Origin of the sequence: Streptomyces avidinii (assembly GCF_045161815.1) — a bacterium.
Lineage (GTDB): Bacteria > Actinomycetota > Actinomycetes > Streptomycetales > Streptomycetaceae > Streptomyces > Streptomyces avidinii.
This window is the reverse complement of sequence record NZ_CP108863.1, coordinates 2,532,043-2,556,701: the sequence shown is the minus strand read 5'-3', so window position 1 is coordinate 2,556,701 and position 24,659 is coordinate 2,532,043. Positions and strand designations below refer to the sequence as shown.

Here is a 24,659-nt window from a genome sequence, read left to right as displayed (position 1 = left end):
ATGATCCCGTTGTCGTTCGCACAGCGTCGGTTGTGGTTCATCGACCGATTCGAGGGACCGTCGGCCACCTATAACGTCCCCTTCCTCGTGCGGTTGACCGGCGAGCTGGACCGGACTGCCCTGCAGTCGGCGGTGCGCGATGTCGTGGCACGGCACGAGAGCCTTCGTACGCTCATCGTGATGGACGAGCAGGGCGTCCCCTCGCAGCAGGTGCTGCCGGTGGACGCGGCGCTGCTCGACATACCGCTCGTGGAGGCCGCACCCGAGGCGGTGGACGAGGCCGTCTTCGAGGCGGCGCAGTACACCTTCGACCTGTCGGCGGAGATCCCGGTCCGCGCCACCCTGCTGCGCTCCGGCGAGCGGGACCACGTCCTGCTCCTGCTGGTCCACCACATCGCCAGCGACGGCGAGTCGATGGAGCCGCTCTCGCGCGACCTGGCCACCGCGTACACCGCCCGGCTGCGCGGCGAGGCCCCGCAGTGGGCGGACCTGCCCGTGCAGTACGTCGACTACACGCTGTGGCAGCGCGAGCTGCTCGGCGACGAGAACGACCCCGAGAGCGTGGTCTCCACCCAGGTCGGCTACTGGCGGGACGAGCTGCAGGGCGTGCCGACGCCGCTGCGCCTGTCCACGGACCGGCCGCGCCCGCCGGTGGCCAGCCACCGCGGCGACACGGTCGGTTTCCCCATCGACGCCGAGCTGCTGGCGGCCGTCGAGGCCGTGGGCCGCGAGCGGGACATGACCGTCCCGATGGTCCTCCAGGCCGCCCTCGCCGTGGTGCTCCAGCACCTGGGCGCAGGCCAGGACATCGCCATCGGCTCCACCGTCGCCGGCCGCACCGACGACGAACTCGCCGACCTGGTGGGCTTCTTCGTCAACACCTGGGTGCTGCGCACGGACCTCTCCGGCGCCCCGAGCTTCGACCGGGTGCTGGAGCAGGTCCGTCAGAAGGCGCTGACCGCCTACGACAACCAGGACGCTCCCTTCGAGCACCTCGTGGAGGTCCTGAACCCGGAGCGGTCCACCGCCTACCACCCGCTCTTCCAGGTCATGTTCACGTGGGAGAACGACGCCTGGATCGACCTGGAGCTGCCGGGTCTGGAGCAGGCGCGGTTCGAGGTGCTCGCCACCCCGACGGCCAAGTTCGACCTGGAGTTCAACTACTTCTCCGACCCGACCGGTCCGGGCATGCTCTGCTACCTGGAGTACGCCACCGACCTGTTCGACCGCACCACCGCGCAGTCCGTCGTCGACCGCTACCTGCGGGTCATCCGCGAGGTCGTCGCGCACCCGGAGCGCCCGGTCGCCCTGGCCCCCGTCCTGGACGGCACCGAACTGGACACCGTGGTACGGCAGTTCAACGACACGACGGTCGCCTTGCCCGAGGTGACGGTCGCCGAGCTCTTCGAGCGGCAGGTCGCGGCCACCCCGGACGCGATCGCGCTGGAGGCCGGGGACGAGACCCTCACCTACCGGGAACTCGACGCGCGTGCCTCGCGGATCGCGCGGGAGCTGACCGCGCGCGGCGTGGCCGCCGAGACGCTGGTGGGCGTCGCCCTGCCGCGCACGGCGGACCTGGTGGCCGGGCTGCTCGGAGTGTTCAAGGCCGGCGGTGCCTACCTGCCGATCGACCCGCGATACCCGAGCCGGCGGCTCGACTTCATCCTGTCGGACGCGGCGCCCGCGCTGATCCTGACCGACGAGCAGACCGTGGGCGTGCTGCCGCAGACGCGGATCCCGCAGCTGTTCGTGGCCGACATCGACATCGACATCGACATCGACATCGACCTCGGCGACGCGCAGGCCGCGCAGGACGTGGAGCCCGGCGCCGCCACGGCGGGCCGGCCCGGCCAGGTCGCGTACGTCATCTACACCTCGGGCTCCACGGGCACACCCAAGGGCGTCGCGATCACCCACGCCAACGTGGTGAACGACGTCCTCGGGCTGGCCTCGGCGATCGGCGTCGGCGCGGGGACCCGCGTGCTCGCCGGGACCTCGGTCAACTTCGACGTCTCCGTCTTCGAGATCTTCTCCACCCTCTGCTCCGGCGGCATCGTCGAACTGGTTCGCGATGCGCTGGTGATCGGCGAGCGCGGCGGCTGGACCGGCGGCGTGATCAGCACGGTCCCCTCCGTCTTCGCTGAACTGCTCGGCCAGGTCGGCGGCCGCATCGAGGTCGACACCGTGGTCTTCGCCGGTGAGGCCCTGCCCACCTCCCTGGTGCAGCGCGTCCGCGAGGCCGTGCCCGGCGTCCGCGTCGTCAACGCCTACGGCCAGAGCGAGTCCTTCTACGCCACCACCTTCTCGCTGCCCGCCGACCAGGAGTGGGACGGCGCCGGCAGCGCCCCCGTCGGCGCCCCGCTCGGCAACGTCCGCACCTACGTCCTCGGCCCCGGCCTGCGCCCCGTCCCGCTCGGCGTGGTGGGCGAGCTGTACGTCGCCGGCGAGATCGGCCGCGGCTACTTCGGCCGCTCCGCCCTGACCGCCGACCGCTTCGTGGCCGACCCCTTCGGTCCGGCCGGATCGCGTATGTACCGCACCGGTGACCTGGCACGCTGGAACGCCGACGGGCAGCTGGAGTACGCGGGCCGCGACGACGCGCAGATGAAGGTGCGCGGCTTCCGCATCGAGCCCGGTGAGATCGAGGCCGTCCTGACCGCCCACCCGGGCGTGGCCCAGGCCGTGGTCACCATCGGTGAGGGCCGCGGCAGCAAGCAGCTCGTCTGCCACGTGGTCCCGCTCGACGCCGACCAGGGCGGTTTCGGCACCGTCGCCAGCCTCGCCGACCTCGACGTCGACCTGACGACGAGCGTGTCCGTGCGCGAGCTGCGGCGTTTCGCCGCGGGCCGGCTGCCCGAGTTCATGGTCCCGTCCGTGTTCGTCATGGTGGGACGGCTGCCGCTGACCGCCAACGGCAAGCTCGACCTGGCGGCGCTGCCCGAGCCCGACTTCAGCGGCGGCGAGTACCGGGCCCCGCGCAACCCCGCGGAAGAGGTGCTCGCCGCGGCCTACGCCGAGGTACTCGGCCTCGACCGGGTCGGCATCGACGACGACTTCTTCGCCATCGGCGGCGACAGTATCCGCTCCATCCAGGTGGTCTCCCGCGCCCGCAGCGGCGGTGTGGAGGTCAGCCCGCGCCAGATATTCGACCAGCGCACCGTCGCCGAGCTGGCCGCCGTCGCGGTCCTCGGGATCGAGGCGGAAACCGGCCCGGTCCTCGCGGAGCTGGCGGGTGGCGGCATCGGCCTGTTGCCGCTGCTGCCGATCGGCGAGTACCTGCTGGAACTGGGCGAGGGCATCGACCGGTTCTCCATGTCCATGGCCGTCGAGCTGCCCGAGGGCATCGACCGGCCCGCGCTGGCGGCCACCCTCGGCGCCGTGCTCGACCACCACGACATCCTGCGCTCCCGCCTGGTCGCCGCCGACGGCGCCGACGACCGCGCCGACGACCGCGCCGGCCTCCGGGTCGGCGCCCCCGGCTCGGTCGACGCCGACGCGCTGATCCACCGCGTCGAGTGCGACGGCCGCTGGGACGAGCAGTGGTTCGAGCGGGCCACCGCCGAACTGAACGCCGCCACCGGGCGACTGGACGCGGCGGCCGGCACGATGGCGCAGTTCGTCTGGTTCGCCCCGCAGCAGGGCGCCGGGCGCCTCCTGCTCGTCCTGCACCACTTCGTGGTCGACGGCGTGTCCTGGCGCATCCTGCTGCCGGACCTCGCCACCGCCTGGGAGCAGGTCCGCGACGGCCGCACCCCCGAGCTGCCCGAGGTGGGCACCTCGGCCCGCCGCTGGGCGCACGCGCTGGCCGAGGAAGCCGCCTCGCCCGAGCGCGTCGCCGAACTCGCCCTGTGGCGCTCCGTCGTGGCCGGTCCCGACCCGCTCCTGGGCTCCCGCGCCCTGGACCCCGCCGTCGACGTGATGCCCACGGTGGACCACACCTGGCTCAAGCTGCCGGTCCCGGTCACCGAGACCCTGCTGACCACCCTGCCCGCCGCCTTCCACGGCGGTGTCAACGACGGCCTGCTCGCCGCGCTGACGCTTGCCGTCGCCCAATGGCGCCGGACCCGCGGCATCGACGAGTCCTCCGCCCTGATCCGGGTCGAGGGCCACGGCCGCGAGGAGGACGTCGTCCCGGGCGCCGACCTGTCGCGCACGGTCGGCTGGTTCACCACCATGTTCCCGGTCCGCCTCGACCTCGCCGGGATCGACCTCGACGACGCCTTCGCGGGCGGCCCCGCCGCCGGCGCCGCCGTCAAGGCCGTCAAGGAGCAGCTCCGGTCCCTCCCGGACAAGGGCGTGGGCTACGGCCTGCTGCGCCACCTGAACCCGCAGACCGCCGAGGTGCTGCGCCGGTACTCCGCCGGCCAGATCGGCTTCAACTACCTGGGCCGCTTCTCGTCCTCCTCGGACGTGCCCGAGCACCTGCGCGGCCCGGGCTGGACCCTCGCCGAGGGCACCACCGGACTGATCGCCGACCAGGGCGAGCGGATGCCCGCCCTGTCCACGCTGGACGTCGGCGCCCTCGTCACCGACACCGAGCAGGGCCCGGAACTCACCGCGCGCCTCGCCTTCCCCGCGGGCCTGCTCGCGAAGGAGGACGTGGAGGAGCTCGCCGAGCTCTGGGGCACCGCCCTCCAGGCCCTGGCCCGGCACGCCGCCCGGCCCACCGCGGGCGGTCTGACCCCCTCGGACGTGCCCCTGGTCCGGGTGACCCAGGGCGAGATCGAGGCCTGGGAGGAGAGCTACCCGGGCCTGGCCGACATCTGGCCGCTGACCACGATGCAGGACGGACTGCTCTTCCACGCCCAGCTGGCCGGCTCCACCTTCGACGCGTACCAGATGCAGCTGGTCTTCCACCTCTCCGGGCAGGTCGAGCCCGCCCGGCTGCGGGCCGCCGGTCAGGCGCTCCTCGACCGGTACGCCAACCTCCGCACCGCGTTCGTCTTCGACGCGGCGGGGGACCGGGTGCAGGTCGTACGGGACCGCGTGGAGCTGCCCTGGCAGTACCTCGACCTCAGCGGGTTCGGCGAGGAGGGCCGCGAGGAGGCGCTGGGGCGCTTCCTCACCGAGGACCACGACTCCCACTTCGACCTGACCCGGGCCCCGCTCGTACGGATGTCGCTGGTGATGCTCGCCCCCGACCGCTGGGAGCTGGTCTTCACCGCCCACCACGTCCTCTTCGACGGCTGGTCGATCCCGGTCCTCATGCAGGACCTGCTGCGGCTCTACGGCTCCGAGGGCGACGCGTCCGCGCTGCCGCGGGTGCCCGGATACCGCGACTTCCTGGTGTGGCAGGCCGGCCAGGACCGCGAGGCCTCGGCCCGCGCCTGGGCCGCGGAGCTCGCCGGAGTCGAATCGCCGACCCTGATCGCCCCCGACGCCGCCCTCGCGTCCGACCCGGCCGGCATCGGCCAGATCGACATCCCGCTGTCCGCGGACGACGCCCGCGAACTGGGCCGGCGCGCCGCCGAACTGGGCCTCACCCTCAACACCCTGGTCCAGGGCACCTGGGCGCTCGTCCTCGCCGGGCTCACCGGCCGCCAGGACGTGGTCTTCGGAGCGACCGTCTCCGGCCGTCCGCCCGTCGTGCCCGGCGTGGACGCGATGGTCGGCCTGTTCATCAACACCCTCCCGGTACGGGTCGAGTGCGGTCCCGGCGCAACGCTCGGCGAACTGCTGCGCGACCTGCAGAACCGGCAGAGCGCCCTGCTCGACCACCACCACCACGGGCTGCTGGACATCCACCGCTCGGTCGGGCTGAACGTCCTGTTCGACACCCTCGTGGGCTTCGAGTCGTACCCGATCGACGGCGTCGCCATCAAGGAGGCGTACTCCGCCGCCGGCATCGCCGTCACCGGCATCAGCCCGCTCAGCGGCGCCCACTACCCGCTGGTCGTGATGGCCTTCGCCGATCCGCACCTGCGGGTGGCGCTCCAGTACCAGCACCACCTCTTCGACCCGGCCACCGTCGAGGGCATCGCCGTCCGCTTCGCGCGGATCCTCCAGCAGCTCGTGGCGGACCCGGACGCCCGCGTCGGCTCGGTGCACGTGCTGGAGTCCGCCGAACGCGAGCGGCTGCTCGGCGAGTTCAACGACACGGCCGTGCCCGCCCCGCGGCGGACCGTCCCCGCCCTGTTCGAGGAGCGGGCCGCGGCCACCCCGGACGCCGTCGCCGTCGCCTTCGGCGGCCGGACCCTGACCTACCGCGAGCTGGACACCGACGCGAACCGGCTGGCCCACCTGCTCGCCGCGCGCGGCGTCGGCCAGGAGTCCGTCGTGGGCGTGGCCCTGCCGCGCTCGCCGGAGCTGGTCGTGGCCCTGCTGGCCGTCCTGAAGGCCGGCGGCGCCTACCTGCCGGTGGACCCGGAGTACCCGGCCGAGCGCATCGAGTTCATGCTGCGCGACGCCGCTCCCACGCTGCTCCTGACCGACTCCGCGATCGTCGCCGGTCTGCCCGGCGGCACCTGCCCGTACCTGGTCCTGGACGACGCGGACACGTCCGCGGCCGTCGCCGCGTCCCGCGCCGAGGCCCTGCCGGCCGCCGCTCACGACCGGGTGGACCAGCTCGCGTACATCATGTACACCTCCGGCTCCACCGGTGTGCCCAAGGGCGTCGGGGTCACCCACCGGGCCGTGTCCGGCCTGGCGCTGGACCGCCAGTACCGCGGGGGCGCCCACGAGCGGGTCCTCGTGCACTCCGCCCAGTCCTTCGACGCCTCCACCTACGAGCTGTGGACCCCGCTGCTGGGCGGCGGCACCGCCGTGGTCGCCCCCGTCGGCAAGCTGGACGCCGCGGCGCTGGCCGCGGTCATCGCCGAGCAGCGGGTCACCGCGCTGTGGCTGACCGCCGGTCTGTTCAAGGTGATCGCCGACGAGAACCCGGAGTGCTTCGCCGGCGTCCGCGAGGTGTGGACCGGCGGCGACGTCGTCTCCCCGGCCTCGGTGACCCGAGCCCTGCGGGCCTGCCCCGGCCTCAAGGTCGTCGACGGCTACGGCCCGACCGAGACCACCACCTTCGCCACCACCCACCCGATGCCCGACCCCGAGCGGGTCGGCGAGCCGATCCCGATCGGCCGCCCGATGGACAACATGCGCGTCTACGTCCTCGACGCGGGCCTGCGCCCCGTGCTCCCGGGCGTGCCGGGCGAGCTCTACATCGCGGGTGCGGGCCTGGCCCGCGGCTACGCCCACCGCTCCGCGCTGACCTCCGAGCGCTTCGTGGCCTCCCCCTTCGGCGAGCCCGGCGAGCGGATGTACCGCACCGGCGACGTGGTCGCCTGGAACCCGGACGGCGCACTCGTCTTCCAGGGCCGCGTGGACACCCAGGTCAAGATCCGCGGCTTCCGCATCGAGCCCGCCGAGGTCGAGGCCGCGCTGGCCGGGCACCCCGGCGTGGCCCAGGCCGTGGTCACCTGGAACGAGGACCGGGCCGGCGAACGGCGGCTCATCGGCTACGTGGTCCCGCGCGTGGACGGCTCCGACACCTCCGGCGCCGCGGAGCAGGTCGACGAGTGGGAGGAGATCTACGACGACCTGTACGCCGTGTCCGACGCCCGCTGGGGCGAGGACTTCACCGGCTGGAACTCCAGCTACACCGGCGGCCTGCCCATCGCGCTGGACGAGATGGCCGTGTGGCGCGACGCCGCCGTGGAACAGATCACCAACTGGTCCCCGCGCCGCGTGATGGAGATCGGCGTCGGCACCGGCCTGCTGATGTCGCAGACCCTCGGGCAGGTCGAGGAGTACTGGGGCACCGACATGTCGGCCGCGGTCGTCGACCGGCTGCTCGTGCAGGTGGAGCAGACCGGGTTCGGTGACCGGGTGCACCTGCGGCACCAGAACGGCGACGACATCTCCGGTCTGCCGCGCGAGCACTTCGACCTCGTGGTCATCAACTCGGTCGTCCAGTACTTCCCCGACGCCGAGTACATGGACCTGGTCCTGGCCGGCGCCATGGAACTGCTGGCCCCCGGCGGCCGGATCCTGATCGGTGACGTCCGCAACGCCGCCACCCTGCGGCTCTTCCGCAGCGGCGTGCAGCGCGCCCTGCACCCCGAGGCCTCCGCCTCGGTGAGCCGCGCCGCCGTCGCCCGCGCCATCCTGATGGAGAAGGAACTCGTCCTCGACCCCGAGTGGTTCACCCGCTGGGCCGAGCGGCACGGCGCGGGAGGTGTGGACATCCGGCTGAAGGCCGGCCGTCCGCACAACGAGCTGACCCGCCACCGCTACGAGGTCCTGCTGCACAAGGCACCCGTGGCCGCGCTCGACCTGGGCGAGGTCCCGGCCCTGGCCTGGGGCCGCCGGGTCGAGGACTTCCTCGGCCTGGAGGAGCTCGTCCGCAGCCACGGCGAGCAGCCCGTACGCGTCACCCGCATCCCCAACGCGCGTCTCGCCGACGAGGTCGAGGCCGCCGCCGCGATCGGTGTGATCTCCGCACCCGCCGCCGCGGGCCCGGTGCTCGACCCGCAGGACCTGCGCGAGTGGGCCGCCGAGCGCGGCTGGGGCGTCGTGCTCACCTGGTCGGCCGCCGCGGCCGAGTGCTTCGATGCGGTCATCCTCCCGGCCGGGCCCGTCACGGACCAGGTCCTGACCGGCGGGTTCACCCCGTCGGGCCGGGCCGACCGGCTGCTGGCCAACGAGCCGGCCGCCGCGGGCCGGATCGGCACCCTGGTCGGCGCCCTGCGCGACTGGCTGGGGGAGCGGCTGCCGGACCACCTGGTGCCGTCCTCCGTCGTCGCCATCGCCGAGGTGCCGCTGACCCCGAACGGGAAGCTGGACCAGCGGGCCCTGCCCGCACCGGACTTCGCCGCCGCGGCCACCGGCCGGGCCCCGCGCACCCCGCAGGAAGAGGTCCTGTGCGGCCTGTTCGCCGCGGTGCTCGGCCTGGACCGGGTCGGCATCGACGACGACTTCTTCGCCCTGGGCGGGCACTCCCTGCTCGCCACCCGCCTGGTGAGCCGGATCCGCGAGGCCCTGGACGTCGAACTGCCCATCCGGGTCGTGTTCGAGGCGCCCACGGTCGTGGAGCTGGCCCTGCACCTCGCGGCCGGCGCGCCGGTCCGGCCGCCGCTGCGCCGCACGGCCGAGCGCCCGGAGTCCGTACCGCTGTCCTTCGCCCAGCGCCGGCTGTGGTTCATCGACCGCTTCGAGGGCCCCTCGGCGACGTACAACGCGCCCTTCCCGCTGCGCCTGACCGGCGAGCTGGACCTGCCGGCGCTGGAGGCCGCGCTGCGCGACGTCGTGGCCCGCCACGAGAGCCTGCGCACGCTGATCGTCGAGGACGCCGACGGCGTCCCGGCCCAGCGAGTGCTGCCGGCCGACGAGGCGGAGCTGCACGTGCCGCTCGTGGAGGTGGCGCAGGGCGGGCTCGCCGACGCCATGGCCGAGGCCTCGGCGTACCTCTTCGACCTGGCCACCGAGATCCCGGTACGGGCCCCCGTGCTCCGGCTCGGCGACCGGGAGCACGTCCTGGTCCTGCTGATCCACCACATCGCGAGCGACGGGTCCTCCATGGCCCCGCTGGCCCGCGACCTCGCCACCGCGTACGCGGCCCGCAAGGAGGGCGGCGCCCCGCAGTGGGCGGACCTCCCGGTCCAGTACGTCGACTACACGCTGTGGCAGCGCGAGGTGCTCGGCGACGAGGAGGACCCGGCCAGCGCCCTCGCCGCGCAGGTGGGCTACTGGCGCGAGGAGCTGGCGGGTGTGCCGCAGCCGCTGCAGCTCGCCTCCGACCGCCCGCGCCCGGCCAAGGCCTCCCACCGCGGCGACGCCGTGGAGTTCGCCCTGGCCCCCGAGGTGGCGGCCGCGGTCGAGGAACTGGCGCGCCGGCACGGCGCGACCTCCTCGATGGTGCTCCAGGCCGCGCTGGCGGTACTGCTGCACGGACTCGGCGGCGGCGACGACCTGACGATCGGCTCCCCGATCGCCAACCGCACCGACGAGGCCCTCGCCGAACTGGTCGGCTTCTTCGTCAACACCTGGGTGCTGCGCGTCGACCTGTCGGGCAACCCCGCCTTCACGGAGCTGCTGGAGCGGGTCCGGGGCAAGTCCCTGGCCGCGTACGACAACCAGGACGTTCCCTTCGAGCGGCTGGTGGAGGTGCTGAACCCGGAGCGGTCCACCGCCTACTCCCCGCTCTTCCAGGTGATGTTCGCCTGGCAGAACTTCGCCCGGAAGGACTTCGCCCTGCCGGGTCTGCAGGTGGAGTTCGAGCGGGTCCGCACCGAGACCGCCAAGTTCGACCTGTTCTTCAACATGGCCGACCTGCCCGGCATGGGAGTGGTGGGTCTCCTGGAGTACGCCACCGACCTGTTCGACCGGGAGACGGCCCGGGCCGTCGCCGACCGCTTCGTACGGGTGGTGGGCCTGCTGGCCGCCACGCCCGAACAGCGGGTGGCCGCGGTCGAGCTGGTGCGGCCGGACGAGCGCGAGCTGGTGCTGCACGGCTTCAACGCCACCGCGCGGCCCACCCCCGAGGTGACCGTTCCCGCGCTCTTCGAGCTGCAGGTCGCCGAGCGGCCCGACGCGGTCGCGCTGGTCTGCGGCGAGGAGTCGCTGACCTACCGCGAGCTGGACGAGCGGGCGAACCGGCTGGCGCGCGAACTGACCCGGCACGGCGTCGGCCCGGAGACCGTGGTGGGCGTCGCCCTGCCGCGCACGGCGGACCTCGTCGCGGCCCTGCTCGCGGTGCTGAAGGCGGGCGGCGCCTACCTGCCGATCGACCCGAAGTACCCCAGCCGGCGCCTGGAGCACATCCTGGCCGACGCACGGCCGAGGCTGGTGCTGACGGACGCGGCCACCGCCGGTGTCCTGCCCGACTCCGGGATCACCCGGCTGTACCTCGGTGACCTGGCCCTCGGCGGCTCCGCGGACGCCACCGGCCCCTTCGGCGACGCCGACCGCCCGGCGGCCCTGCTGCCGGACCACGCGGCCTACGTCATGTACACCTCCGGCTCGACGGGTGTGCCGAAGGGCGTCACCGTCACCCACTCCAACGTGGTCAACGGCGTGCTGCGACTCGCCTCCACGATCGGCGTGAACTCCGGCACCCGTACGCTCGCCGGCGCCTCCGTCAACTTCGACGTCTCCGTCTTCGAGGTCTTCACCACGCTGGTGGCGGGCGGCACGGTCGAGCTGGCCCGTGACGTCCTGGTCATCGGCGAGCAGGGCGGCTGGACCGGCGGCGTGATCAGCACGGTCCCCTCGGTCCTCGCCGAGCTCCTCGACCAGGTCAACGGCAAGATCACCGCGGACGCGGTGGTGTTCGCCGGCGAGGCACTGCCCGCGTCCCTGGTCCGCCGGGTCCGCGAGGCCGTCCCCGGGGTCCGGGTCATCAACGCCTACGGCCAGACCGAGAGCTTCTACGCCAGCACCTTCGCGCTGCCGGCCGACGAGGAGTGGGACGGCACGCACACCGCCCCGATCGGCGCGCCCCTGGGCAACATGCGCGCGTACGTCCTGGGAGCGGGCCTCGGCCCCGTGCCCGTGGGCGCGGTGGGCGAGCTCTACGTGGCGGGCAACGTCTCCCGCGGCTACCACGGCCGCGCCGCCCTGACCGCCGAGCGCTTCGTCGCCGACCCGTACGGTGCGCCCGGATCTCGGATGTACCGCACCGGCGACCTGGCCCGCTGGCGGGCCGACGGGCAGCTGGAGTACGTCGGCCGCGGCGACGCCCAGCTCAAGATCCGCGGGTTCCGCATCGAGCCCGGCGAGATCGAGGCCGCCCTGACGGCCCACCCCGGGGTGGAGCACGCCGTGGTGACCGGCCAGACCGGCCCCGACGGGGCCAAGCGCCTCGTCGGCTACGTCGTCAGCTCCCCGGACTCCGGCGGCCAGGTGGACGCGCAGGGCCGGTTCGAGGCCGATATGACCTCCGGCATCACCATGCGGGAGCTGCGCCGCTTCGTCACGGGCCGGCTGCCGGAGTTCATGGTCCCGGCGGTGCTCGTGCCGCTGGACCGGCTGCCCCTGGCCCCCAACGGCAAGCTGGACCGGGCGGCCCTGCCCGAGCCGGACTTCGCCGGGGAGAGCTACCGCGCCCCGCGCAGCCGCACCGAGGAGGTGCTGGCGGGGGTCTACTCCGAGGTGCTCGGCCTCGAACGGGTCGGCATCGACGACGACTTCTTCGCCATCGGCGGCGACAGCATCCGGTCCATCCAGATCGTCTCCCGCGCCAAGGCACACGGCGTCGTCGTCAACCCGCGGCAGATATTCGAGCTGCGGACGGTGGCCGAGCTGGCCGCCGCGGCGGGCAGCCAGAACCTCGGCCCCGTCCTGGCGGAGCTGGAGGGAGGCGGCACCGGCTTCATGCCGCTGCCCCCCATCGCCAAGTACATGCTCGAACTCGGCAGCAGCTTCAACCGGTTCTCGATGTCCGCGGCGCTCGACCTGCCCGCCGGTATCGACGAGGACGGGCTGACGGCGGTACTGACCGCGGTGCTCGACCACCACGACATCCTGCGCTCCCGTCTCGTCCTCGACGGCGACGGCAGCCTGGACATCGCCGCCCCCGGCACGGCCCCGGTGGCCGGGCTGGTCCGGCGGGTGGCCTGCGAGGGCACGTGGGACGAGGCCTGGCTGGAGACGGCCAGGGCCGAACTGGACGCCGCGACCGGCCGGCTGGACCCGGCGGCCGGCACCATGGCCCAGTTCGTCTGGTTCGCGCCGGAGCAGGGAGCCGGCCGACTGCTGGTGGTCCTGCACCACCTGGTCGTCGACGGCGTGTCCTGGCGCATCCTGCTCCCGGACTTCGCCACGGCGTGGGAGCAGATCGCCGCGGGCTCCGCCCCGAGCCTGCCCGCCGTCGGCACCTCCGCGCGCCGCTGGGCGCACGCGCTGCACCACGAGGCCTCCGACCCCGACCGCATCGCCGAGCTGGGCCAGTGGTCCGAGATCGTGGACTGCAACGACCCGGTGCTCGGCTCGCGTCCCCTGAACCCCGCGGTGGACGTCATGTCCACCGTGGAGACGGTCTCCCTGGAGCTGTCGGAGCAGGTCTCCGAGGCGCTGCTGACGGCGGTGCCCACGGCCTTCCACGGCGGGGTCAACGACGGTCTGCTGGCCGCCCTCGCCCTCGCGGTGACCCAGTGGCGCGCCGACCGGGGTGTCGAGGAGTCCTCGACGCTGATCCGGCTGGAGGGCCACGGCCGCGAGGAGCAGGTCGTGCCCGGCGCCGACCTGTCCCGTACGGTCGGCTGGTTCACCAGCATGTTCCCCGTACGGCTCGACCTCGCCGGTCACGACGTCCAGGAGGCCCTCGCCGGCGGCGCGGCCGCGGGCGCCGTCCTCAAGACGGTCAAGGAACAGCTCGTGTCCATCCCGGACAAGGGCGTCGGCTTCGGCCTCCTGCGCTACCTCAACCCGTCCACCGCGGCCGAGCTCGACTGGCGCGCGACCCCGCAGATCTCGTTCAACTACCTGGGACGGGTCGCCGCCGGCGACACCTCCGACGGGCAGCGGGCCGCCGGCTGGAACCTGGCCGCCGACGCCCTCGGTCTCGCCGCCGACCTGGACGCGGACATGCCCGCGCTCTCCACGGTCGAGATCAGCGCCTACGTCACCGACACCGACCGGGGCCCGCGGTTCAACGCCCGCGTCTCCTACCCGGCGGGCGTCCTCGCGCAGGCCGAGGCCCAGGAACTGACCGACCTGTGGGTCCGTGCGCTGGAGGGCCTCGCCCACCACGTCACCGCCCCCGGCGCCGGCGGCCTGACGCCCTCCGACCTCCCGCTGGTCCGCATGACGCAGGGCGAGATCGAGAACTGGGAGGCGCAGTACCCGGGTCTGGCCGACGTCTGGCCGCTGACCCCCCTCCAGTTCGGTCTGCTCTTCGAGACCATGCGCCTGGAGGAGAACGCCTTCGACCCGCACATCGTGCAGGTGGCCTTCCACGTCCAGGGCCGGGTCGACGCGGCCCGGATGCGGGTGGCGGCGCAGGCGCTCCTCGACCGGTACGCCAACCTGCGCACCGCCTTCGTCACCGACGCGAACGGGGACCTCACCCAGCTCGTTCTCGACCGGGTCGAACTGCCCTGGCGGGTCGCCGACCTGCGCGGGCTCGACGACGCGGCCCGCGAGGAGGGCCTGGAGCGGATCCTCGCCGAGGACCACTACGCACAGTTCGACCCGGCCAGGCCGCCGATGCTGCGGGCCTCGCTGGTCCGGCTGGCGGCGGAGACCTCCGAACTGGTGCTCACCGTGCACCACGCGCTCTTCGACGGCTGGTCGTTCCCGCTGCTCGTACGGGACCTCGCGTACCTGTACGCGTCCGAGGGCGACGCATCCGGGCAGCCGCGCGTGCCCGAGTACCGGGAGTTCCTGCGCTGGCTGTCCCGGCGGGACGACAAGGCGGCGGCCGCGGCCTGGGCCAAGGAGATGGAGGGCGTCAGTGAGCCCACCCTGCTCACCTCCGAGACCCCGGTGGACGGCGGCGAGGACGCCCGCGTCGGGCAGGTCGACATCCCGCTGCCGCTGGACGAGGCCCGCGCCCTGAAGAAGCGCGCCGCCGAACTGGGCGTGTCGATGGGCACCCTGGTCCAGGGCGTGTGGGCGCTGATGCTCGGCCAGCTCACCGGAAAGCGGGACGTGATCTTCGGAACCACGGTCTCCGGCCGCCCGGCCGAGGTGCCCGGCGTCGACCAGATGGTGGGCCTGTTCGTCAACTCCCTGCCCATCCGCGCCGAGTACGCACCGAGCGAGACCCTCGGCCAGGTGCTGAAGAACCTCCAGGAGCGGCAGACCGCCCTGCTGGACCACCACCACTTCGGACTCCACCGCATCCAGCGGGAGGCGGGTCTGAAGGAGCTCTTCAACACCATCGTGCTGTTCCAGTCCTTCCCGGTCGACAAGGAGGCACTGGGCGCGGCCAACACCGCGGCGGGCGTCTCGTTCACCGGGATCCGCCCCTCCGCCGGCGCCGCCTACACGGTGGGCCTGGCGGCCGACGCCGAGCCGTACCTGCGCATGATCCTGCAGTACCAGCGGCAGGCCATCGCCGCGGAGACGGTGGAGCGGATCGCGGACCGGGTGCTGCACATCCTGCGGCAGCTGATCGCCGACCCGCAGATCCCGGTGGGCGCGCTGGACGTCCTGCACGAGGCCGAGCGCGACCGGCTCCTGCTCGCCTTCAACCGGACGCAGACCGAGACCCCGGCCCTCACGCTGCCCGCACTGTTCGAGCGGAAGGCGGCCGAGGCACCGGACGCCGTCGCGGTGCTCTTCGAGGACGAGAAGGTGACCTACGGGGAACTGGACGCGCGGGCCGACCGGCTGGCGCGGGTCCTCGTCGAGCGGGGCGTCGGACCGGAGACGGTCGTCGGCGTGGCCCTGCGGCGCTCGCCGCAGTGGCCGGTCGCGGTCCTCGCCGTGATGAAGGCGGGCGGCGCCTACCTGCCGCTGGACCCGGCCTACCCGGCCGACCGGCTCACGTACATGGTCGAGGACTCGGCGACCGGGCTGATCCTGACCGACGGCGCCACCGTGGACCGGCTGCCCGACCTGCCGTCGGAGCTGCTGAACCTGGACGCCCCGGAGCTCGCCGCGGCCCTGACCGCCGCGGACGACGGCCCGCTGTCCGCAGTCGGCCGGTTCCGGCCGGCTGCGGTGGCCAACACCGCCTACGTCATCTACACCTCGGGCTCCACCGGCCGCCCCAAGGGCGTGGCCGTCACGCACACCGGCTTCGCCAACATGGTCGCCGAGGTGACGGAGCTGCTCGGCATCACCGCCGACAGCCGGGTCCTGCAGTTCGCCTCGCCGAGCTTCGACATCTCCGTCGGCGAGATGTGCATGTCCCTCTTCGCCGGCGGCGCCCTGGTGATGGCCGACCCCGACCGGCTCGCCCCGGGGACCCCGCTCGCCGAGACGGCCGACGCGTTCGGGGTGACCCACGCGATCCTGACGCCCACGGTGCTGGCCGCCATGCCGGCGGGCTCGCTCTCCACCGTCGAGTCCCTGATGGTGGCCGGTGAGGCCACCGCGCCGGAGCTGGTGGCCACCTGGTCGGCCGGACGCCGGATGTTCAACGGCTACGGCCCGACCGAGACCACCGTCGGCGCCACCGTGAGCGAACTGCTCGCCGGCGCCCCCGTGTCCATCGGACGCCCGATCCGCAACACCCGGGTCTACGTCCTGGACTCGGCGCTGCGCCCGGTCCTGCCGGGCGTGCCCGGCGAGCTGTACATCGCCGGCGCGGGCCTCACCCGCGGCTACCTCGGCCGGTCGGAGCTGACCGCCCAGCGGTTCGTGGCCTGCCCGTTCGGCGAGCCCGGGGAGCGGATGTACCGCACCGGCGACCTGGTCGAGTGGACCGGGGACGGCGAGCTGGTCTTCCGCGGCCGCACCGACCACCAGATCAAGATCCGCGGGTTCCGCATCGAACTCGGCGAGATCGAGACCGCGCTGACGGCCCACCCGACCGTGGACCACGGCGTCGTGACCGCCCGGGACAACCTGGCCGGCGACAAACAGCTCGTCGCCTACGTGATCCCCGCACCGGGCGAGAGCGTGGTGGCCGAGGACCTGCGCAAGCACCTCACCAGCCGGATGCCCGAGTACATGGTCCCGTCCGCCTTCGTCACGCTGGAGCAGCTGCCGCTCACCCCGAACGGCAAGCTGGACCGCGAGGCCCTGCCCGACCCGGAGTTCAAGGGCGGAGCCGACTACCGCGCACCGCGCAACCCGCTGGAGACCACCCTGGCGAAGCTGTTCGCCGAGGCGCTCGAACTGGAGAAGGTCGGCATCGACGACGACTTCTTCGACCTGGGCGGCCACTCGCTGCGCCTGACCCGCCTCATCAGCCGGATCCGCGCGGTCCTCGGGGCCAAGGTCCCGATCCGCGTGATGTTCGGCGCCACCACCGTGGCGAAGCTGGCCGAGTACCTGGAGGCCCAGGTCAAGACCAGCCGGGCACCGGTCTTCGCCGACCCGTTCGCCGTGGTCCTCCCGATGCGGACCGAGGGCACGAAGCCGCCCCTGTGGTTCATCCACCCGGGTGTCGGACTGTGCTGGTCCTACGTGGGCCTCGCCCAGCTCCTCGGCGACCGGCCGGTGTACGGCATCCAGGGCCGCGGGTTCGACGGCACGGGCCGGGCCGGGTCCACGCAGGCCATGCTCGACGACTACCTGGAGCAGATCCTCGCGGTCCAGCCGGAGGGCCCGTACCACCTGGTGGGCCACTCCACGGGCGGCACCTACGCCCACGCCCTCGCCGCGGAACTGACGCGGCGCGGACACGAAGTGGCGCTGCTCGCCCTCATGGACAGCCCGCCCAGCGCCTGGTTCCGGCACATCGAGGACCCGGTGAACATGCCGGAGGTCCGCGAGTTCTTCAAGGAGTTCTTCATCGGCTCCGGCGTGGACGAGGACCGCGAGGCGCTGGTGGAGAACGGCAGCCACCTCTTCAAGTCGCACGCCGAGATGCTCCTGGAGTGGGACTCGCCGGTCTACGACGGTGACGCCGTGTTCTTCAACGCCACGCAGAACCCGGACGAGTCCTACGCCGGCATCTGGGCCCCGCACATCGGCGGCAGCGTCCACGAGTACGACATCGACGCCACGCACATGGGGATGCCGAAGGCCCAGCCGGCGGCCGAGATCGCCCGCATCATCAACCTGCACCTCGAGGGGAACTGACCATGACCGGGACATCCGCCGACACGGACGGGACGGAAGCCGCGGCCTTCGTCGACGACCTGGGCATCAATCCGGAGTTCTTCTGGCTGCGGGGCCACCGGCCCGAGCACCCGGTCGAGGTCAACGACTACGGCATCGTCAACGTGTACGGCTACAAGGAGGTGCTGGAGGTCGTCGCCGACCCGGGGACGTACTCCAGCGACGTCGCCGAACTGATCGCCGGCGACGTGGAGATCGACCCGGAGTTCAGCGACGGCACCCTGCTGCAGTCCGACCCGCCGGACCACACCAAGCTCCGGAAGATCATCAGCAAGGCGTTCACCCGCGGCATGGTCGCGGCCCTGGAGCCCCGGATGGTCGAGATCACCCACGAGCTGCTCGACCAGGTGTCCGACCAGGACAGCATCGAGATGGTCGACGACCTCGCCTACCCGATGCCGATCATCGTCATCTCCGAGCTGCTCGGCGTACCGCAGAGCGACCGCGACCTGTTCAAGACCTGGGTCGACCGGATGGCCCACAGCGCGGTCGCCCTCACCTCCGGCGACCGCGACCTGGACGAGGACGTCGACGCCCAGGCCGCCATGCGGGTCGTCCCGGAGATGTTCCAGTACCTGCGCGAGCACGCCGCCGAACGCCGCCTCAAGCCCCGCGAGGACCTGCTCACCAAGCTGGTCGAGGCGGAGGTCGACGGCGAACGGCTCAGCGACAACGCGGTGGTGAACTTCGCCAACGAGCTGCTCGTCGTCGGCCACGCCACCACCAGCGCCCTGCTCGGCAACACCCTCCTGTGCCTGGACCGCTACCCCGAGCACCTGGCCGCGGTGCGCGGGAACCCGCAACTGACCCCCGGCCTCGTCGAGGAGTCGCTGCGCTACCTGAGCCCGATCGCGACGGCCTACAAGGCCTGCGTCGCCGAGGGCGAGCTCGCCGGCGTCAAGGTGCACCCGGGGCAGCTGGTCGCCATCTCGCTCTCGGCGGCCAACCGGGACGAGCGCCAGTTCACCCGCCCGCACCTGTTCGACCCGGCCCGCGACCCCAATCCGCACATCGGCTTCGGCCGGGGCATCCACTTCTGCCTCGGCGCGCCGCTGGCCCGGATGGAGGGCCGGATCGCGACGGACATCCTGCTGGACCGCTTCCCGAAGCTGCGGACGGACCCGGACAACCCGCCGGCCTTCCTGCCGCTGCCCCACGTCATCTCCACCTCCGAGCTCCCGCTCCTCGTCCGATGAGGCCCCGACCCGAAGCCCGCGGCCGGGCCGCCGAAGGAGAACCCCGATGAGCAGCACCACGACCAGCCCCGTCGACAAGTGGGAGATGCACCCGCGGCATTTCTGGCTGCGCGGCATCCGGCCCGAGAAGCCGGTGGTCCACGACCCCGAGGTCGGGATGTGGCACGTCTACGGGTACCCGGAGACCCTGGAGATCCTCAGCGATCCCGGGACCTACTCCTCCGCGGTGGCCGCGCGCTACGTCAGCCCCGAACAGGCCGCCGTCGCCTTCGACGGCAACCTGACCCAGGCGGACCCGCCCGAGCACCAGCAGCTGCGCAAGCTGGTCGGCCGCACCTTCACCCTGAAGATGGTGGCCGAGCTCGAATCACGCATCACCGCCCTCACCCACGAGCTCCTCGACGAGATCGAGGGCGACACCTTCGACCTCGCGGAGGCCCTCGCCTACCCGCTGCCCGTGATCGTCATCTGCGACATGCTCGGGATCCCGCGCGAGGACCGCGACCTCCTCAAGGAGTGGGCGGACCAGTCCCTCATGGCGAGCGCCCAGCTCACCACCCACCAGGGCGACCAGGCGCAGGAGGAGTCCCTCGACACCCAGGCCGAAGCGGCCATGGCGATGGGCTTCTACATCCTGGAGCTGGTCACCCAGCGGCGGGCCGAACCGCAGGACGACCTGCTGTCCCGGCTCTGCGAGGCGGAGGTGGACGGGGAACGGCTGACCGACCGGCAGATCGTCAACTTCGCGAACCTGCTGATCTCGGCCGGCCACATCACCACCACCATGCTGCTGGGCAACACCATCCTGTGCCTGGACGCCTTCCCGGACGTCGACGAGCGGGTCCGCAACGACCGCTCGCTGGTGCCCACCCTGCTGGAGGAGTCGCTGCGCTACCTGAGCCCGCTCGCGGCGGGCTACCGGGTCACCACGCGCGACGTCGAGATCGGCGGGGTGACGGTGCCCGAGGGCGACGTCCTGGAGGTGTGGTTCTCCGCAGCCAACCGCGACGCCCGGGTGTTCGACAACCCGGACGTCTTCGACCCGGCCCGCGCGCCCAACCCGCAGATCGGCTTCGGCCGGGGCATCCACTTCTGCCTCGGCGCCCCCCTGGCACGGCTGGAGGGCCGGGTGGCCATGAACATCCTGTTCGACCGCTTCCCGAAGCTGCGCGTCGACCCGGACCGGAAGCCGACCTTCCTCACCTCCCCGGAGTTCACCGGGGTCTGGAAGCTGCCGATCCGCGTCGACTAGGCGGTGCCCCAGAACCCCGGCGGCCCGGACCCGGACCCCCCTCCGGATCCGGGCCGCCGGGCCCGTACCCCCCCCACGCACACACCACCCCGCGCAGGACAAGGAGCATCTCTTGACCCACTACGACGTGATTGTGGTCGGCGCGCGGTGCGCCGGGGCTCCGGCCGCGATGCTGCTCGCGCGCGCCGGCTACCGGGTGCTCATGGTCGAGCGCGGGACCTTCCCCAAGGACACCCTCTCCACGCTCTACATCCATCAGCCCGGAGTCGCCGCCCTCGCCCGCTGGGGCCTGCTGCCCGCCGTGGTGGCCACCGGCGCCCCCGCCCTCGACCACGTCCGCTACACCCACGGCGACATCCGGCTCGAAGGCTGCTCCTGGGCCGCCGACGGGCAGGGCGCCGCCTACGCCCCGCGCCGCTATCTGCTCGACCCGATCCTCGCGCAGGGCGCCGTCGACGCGGGCGTCGAGTTCCGCGAGAACTGCTCGGTCAGTGACCTCGTCTTCGACGGCGACCGCGTCGTCGGCGTCCGGCTCGGCCCCTCCGCGGGCGGCGCCGTCGAGCGGGCCACCCTCGTCATCGGCGCCGACGGAATGCGCTCGACCGTGGCCGCGAAGGCCGGCGCCCCCTTCGTCGTCGAGGACCCGACGTCCACCTGCGCCTACTACTCCTACTGGTCCGGCCTCGAACCCGGCTTCCGGCTGTTCGACACGCCCGGCCACTGGGTCGGCACCGTACCGACCAACGACGGCGCGACCCTCGTCGCCGGCTATTTCCCGCAGGAACAGTTCCACAGCGTCCGCGGCGACGCCCTGAACGCCCTGCTCACGAACGTCGAGAAGACCGCCCCCGAGCTGCGGGAGGAAATGGCGGGCGGCGCCCGCCTGGAGCGCGTCTACGGCACCGGCGACCAGCGCAACTTCTTCCGGCAGGCCACCGGAGCGGGCTGGGCGCTCATCGGCGACGCCGGCCACCACAAGGACTCGATCACCGCGCGCGGCATCACCGACGGCTTCTACCAGGCCCAGCTGCTCGCGGACTGCATCGGCGACGGCCTGCACGACCCCGAGCGGCTGCGGGCGGCCCTGGACACCTTCGCCGAGCAGCGGCTGGAGGGCCTCATGCCCGAGTACCGCGCCACCTTGAAGACGGCCCGGCTGGACCCGCCGCCGCACCACCTGGACCTGCTGCGCGCCATCGCCACCAGCCGGGACCTGACGGACCGGTACTTCTCGACGCTGTCCGGTGTCTGCCCGATCGACGAATTCGTCACCCCCGAACTGCTCGACCTGATGGAAGAGATGGAAATGAAAGGACTGAACGGATGACCGACGGGACGACCGACGGGAGGGCCGAAGGGACGGCCGGCAGCGACCGGCCGCCGCTCACCCTCGGGCAGGAGCTCATCCGGTCCGCCCACCGGGAAGGGCCCGGACCCGAGGCGGCGTACGCCCACCACCCGGTCCTCGCACTGAGGCTGACCGGCGTCCTCGACCGGACCGAACTGACCGCGGCGCTGCGCCGGCTGGTGGCCCGGCACGAACCGCTGCGCACCACCTTCACCGAAGCCGGCGGCGCGCCCGCCCAGCAGATCTGGCCGGCCGGTCCGCTGGAGCTGGAGTTCACCGACCTGGAGCCGGCGCCCGCCGACGCACGGCCGGAGCGGCTCGGCGCCCGCATCGCCGAACTCGCCGCGAGACCCTACGACCTCACCTCCGGCCCGCTCCTGCGCTCCCTGCTGATCCGCCTCGGCCCCACCGAGCACGTACTGGTGCTCGCCGCCCACCGCATCGCCGTGGACACCCGCTCCGAGACGATCCTCACCACCGAACTCGCCGAGCTGTACGCTGCGGCCGTCTCCGGTCGCCCCGCCCGACTGCCCGAACTCCCCGTCCGCTACGCCCAGTACGCGGCCGAACAGCGCGCCCGCGTCACCGAGGCCGCACTCGCGGCCCAGCTCGACCACTGGCGAAGCCACCTCGCCGGCCTGCCCGCACTGCGGCTGCCCACCGACCGCGCCCGGTCCCGGGCGCGCGGCGCCGCCGCGGCCCGGCACACCTTCCGGGTACCGGCGCGGACCGCGCGCGTGCTCGCCGAGACGGCCGCCGCGCACGGCGGCACCCTGTTCGCGGGTCTGTTCACGGCCTGTCAGGTGCTGTTCTCCCGGCACACCGGCCAGGAGGACCTGGCACTCGGCACCCGTGCGAGCGGCCGCCCCCGGCCGGTGCTCGACGGCCTGGTCGGCGCCTTCGACAACCCCCTCCTGCTGCGCGCCCACGTACGGCCCGAGGCGCCGTTCACCGAACTCCTCGCCGCAACCTGCGCCACCCTCGCCGAGGGCCTCGCCCACCAGGACGTGCCCTTCGAGCAGGTCCGCAGCGCCCTGGGCGAGGGCAAGGACGCCGGCGACACCCCCGGCGTACAGGTGATGGTCGCGCTGCGCGGCGCCGCCGGGGCGGCCGAGCCCGCGCAGCCGCCCGCACTGGCCGTGTGCGCCTTCCCGCCGCCCGGGGTGCCCGCGGAGTTCGACATCACCGTGGAGTTCACCGAGACCACCGCCGGCGACCTGGACGTCGTACTGGACTACGACAGCGCGCTGTTCGACGCCGTCACCGTGGAGGTGCTGGCCCGCCACCTGTCGGTGCTGCTCGGCGCCGCCGCGGCCGACCCGACGCTGTCCGTGGCGGACCTGCCGCTCGCCGACGCGGAGGAACTGCGGCTGCTCACCACCGAGTGGGCCGTCAACCGGGCCGAGTTCCCCTCGGACCGGTGCGTGCACGAGCTCGTCGCCGAACAGGCCCGGCTGAGCCCCGACGCGGTCGCCGTCACCGCCGGCCTGGAGACGCTCACCTACGCCGAACTGGACGCCCGCGCGAACCAGCTGGCCCACCTCCTCGTCGCCGACGGGGTCACGCCCGGCACCTTCATCGCCGTCTGCCTGCCCCGCGGCCCCGAACTCGTCACCGCGCTGCTCGCCGTCCTGAAGGCCGGTTGCGCCTACCTGCCGCTGAACCCCGACTACCCCGCGGACCGGCTCGGCTTCATGCTCTCCGACGCCGGGGTGCCCCTGTGCCTCACCGAGTCCTGGCTGACCGGCAGACTGCCGGTCACCGACACCCGGACGATCTGCCTGGACGAGCAGTACGCGGCCGTCGCCGAGCTGCCGACCGGGGCCCCGCGGGTCGAGGTCACCGCCGACGACCCCGCCTACCTCATGTACACCTCGGGCTCCACCGGCACACCCAAGGGCGCCGTGATCGGACACCGCTCGGTCGTCCGGCTGTTCTGCAACGCCGACTGGGTGTCGCTCGGCCCGGACGACGTCATGGCCCAGGGCTCGGACGTCACCTTCGACGCGGCCACCCTGGAGATCTGGGGACCCCTGCTCGCGGGCAGCCGGATGGTCGTCATCGACAAGGACACCCTGCTGGACCCGGCCGAGCTCACGGCCGCCCTGCGCCGGCACGGCGTCACCACCCTGTTCGTGACGACCGCCGTGTTCAACCAGATCGTCGCCGCCGACCCGTACGCCTTCGGCGCGCTGCGCCACGTGCTCTTCGGCGGCGAGGCGGCCAACTCGGTACGGGTGTCCGAGGTACTGGCGGCCGCCCCGCCGCAGCGGCTCGTGAACCTCTACGGCCCCACCGAGACCGCGGTCCTCGGTACCTGGCACCTCATCCGCGAGGCCGACGAGAACCTGACCGTCCCCATCGGCCGGGCCGTCGCGAACACCACGGCCTACGTCCTCGACGACCAACTGCGGCCGGCGCCGATCGGCGTGGCCGGCGAGCTGTTCATCGCCGGACCCGGAGTGGCCCAGGGCTACCTCAACCGGCCCGAACTGACTGCCGACCGCTTCCTGGACAACCCGCACGGCGGGGCCCCGGACCACCGGATGTACCGCACCGGCGACCTGGTGCGCTGGACCAGCGCGGGAGTCATCGAGTACGTGGGCCGCGCCGACCACCAGGTCAAGGTCCGCGGTTACCGCATCGAGCCGGGCGAGATCGAGCTCGTGCTCCAGCAGCACCCCCGGGTCGGGGTGGCGCTGGTGGTGGCCCTCGCCGACGGCGAGCACAAGCGCCTCGTCGGCTACGTGACCCACGCCGTGCCCGGACAGCCCCCGCAGCCGGCAGAGCTGCGGGAGTTCGTCTCGGCCCGGCTGCCGGTCCACATGGTTCCGTCCGCCCTCGTGTGCCTGGAGCAGTTCCCGCTCACCCCGAGCGGCAAGGTCGACCGCAAGGCCCTGCCCGCCCCCGAGCACGCCTCGGCCGCACCCGCGAGCGCCCTGGAACCCCGTACCGGGACCGAGCGGCTGCTCGCCCAGATCTGGTCCGACGTGCTCGGCGTCCCGACCGTCTCGGTCACCGACAACTTCTACGAGCTGGGCGGGGACTCCATCCTCGGCATCCGGGTGGTGGCCAGGGCGAAGAAGGCCGGGCTGGTGATCTCCGCCAAGGACGTGTTCCGCAAGCAGACGATCGCCGAACTCGCCACCACCGCCGTGGTGGCCGAAGCCGCCTGAGCACCCCGCTGCCCCTG

5 protein-coding genes are annotated in these 24,659 nt (G+C 73.1%); all 5 read left to right on the top strand.

The window, feature by feature from the left end; translation table 11 throughout:
- Positions 1–9: 9 nt before the first annotated feature.
- The 5 genes from OG373_RS11050 to OG373_RS11030 all read left to right on the top strand — a co-directional run bounded on the left by OG373_RS11050 (position 10) and on the right by OG373_RS11030 (position 24,642).
- Positions 10–17,631 (top strand): amino acid adenylation domain-containing protein, encoded by a 17,622-nt coding sequence (locus OG373_RS11050; RefSeq protein ID WP_405437841.1) that lies wholly within the window; start codon positions 10–12, stop codon positions 17,629–17,631.
- A 2-nt stretch (positions 17,632–17,633) separates the two neighbouring features.
- A complete protein-coding gene (locus OG373_RS11045; RefSeq protein WP_397732070.1) occupies positions 17,634–18,866 on the top strand; it encodes a cytochrome P450 in 1,233 nt (410 codons plus the stop codon).
- 46 nt (positions 18,867–18,912) lie between these two features.
- Positions 18,913–20,118: a cytochrome P450 gene (locus OG373_RS11040; protein ID WP_405437839.1), complete on the top strand. Its 1,206-nt coding sequence runs from the start codon at positions 18,913–18,915 to the stop codon at positions 20,116–20,118.
- Positions 20,119–20,230: 112 nt separating this feature from the next.
- On the top strand, positions 20,231–21,445 hold the full coding sequence (locus OG373_RS11035; RefSeq protein WP_405437838.1) for an NAD(P)/FAD-dependent oxidoreductase: 1,215 nt from the start codon (positions 20,231–20,233) through the stop codon (positions 21,443–21,445).
- Positions 21,442–24,642 carry a non-ribosomal peptide synthetase gene (locus tag OG373_RS11030; RefSeq protein ID WP_405437836.1) on the top strand — a complete coding sequence of 1,067 codons (3,201 nt, stop codon included), beginning with the start codon at positions 21,442–21,444 and terminating at the stop codon, positions 24,640–24,642. The genes OG373_RS11035 and OG373_RS11030 overlap by 4 nt, the downstream gene beginning before the upstream one ends.
- The last annotated feature ends 17 nt before the right edge of the window (positions 24,643–24,659 follow it).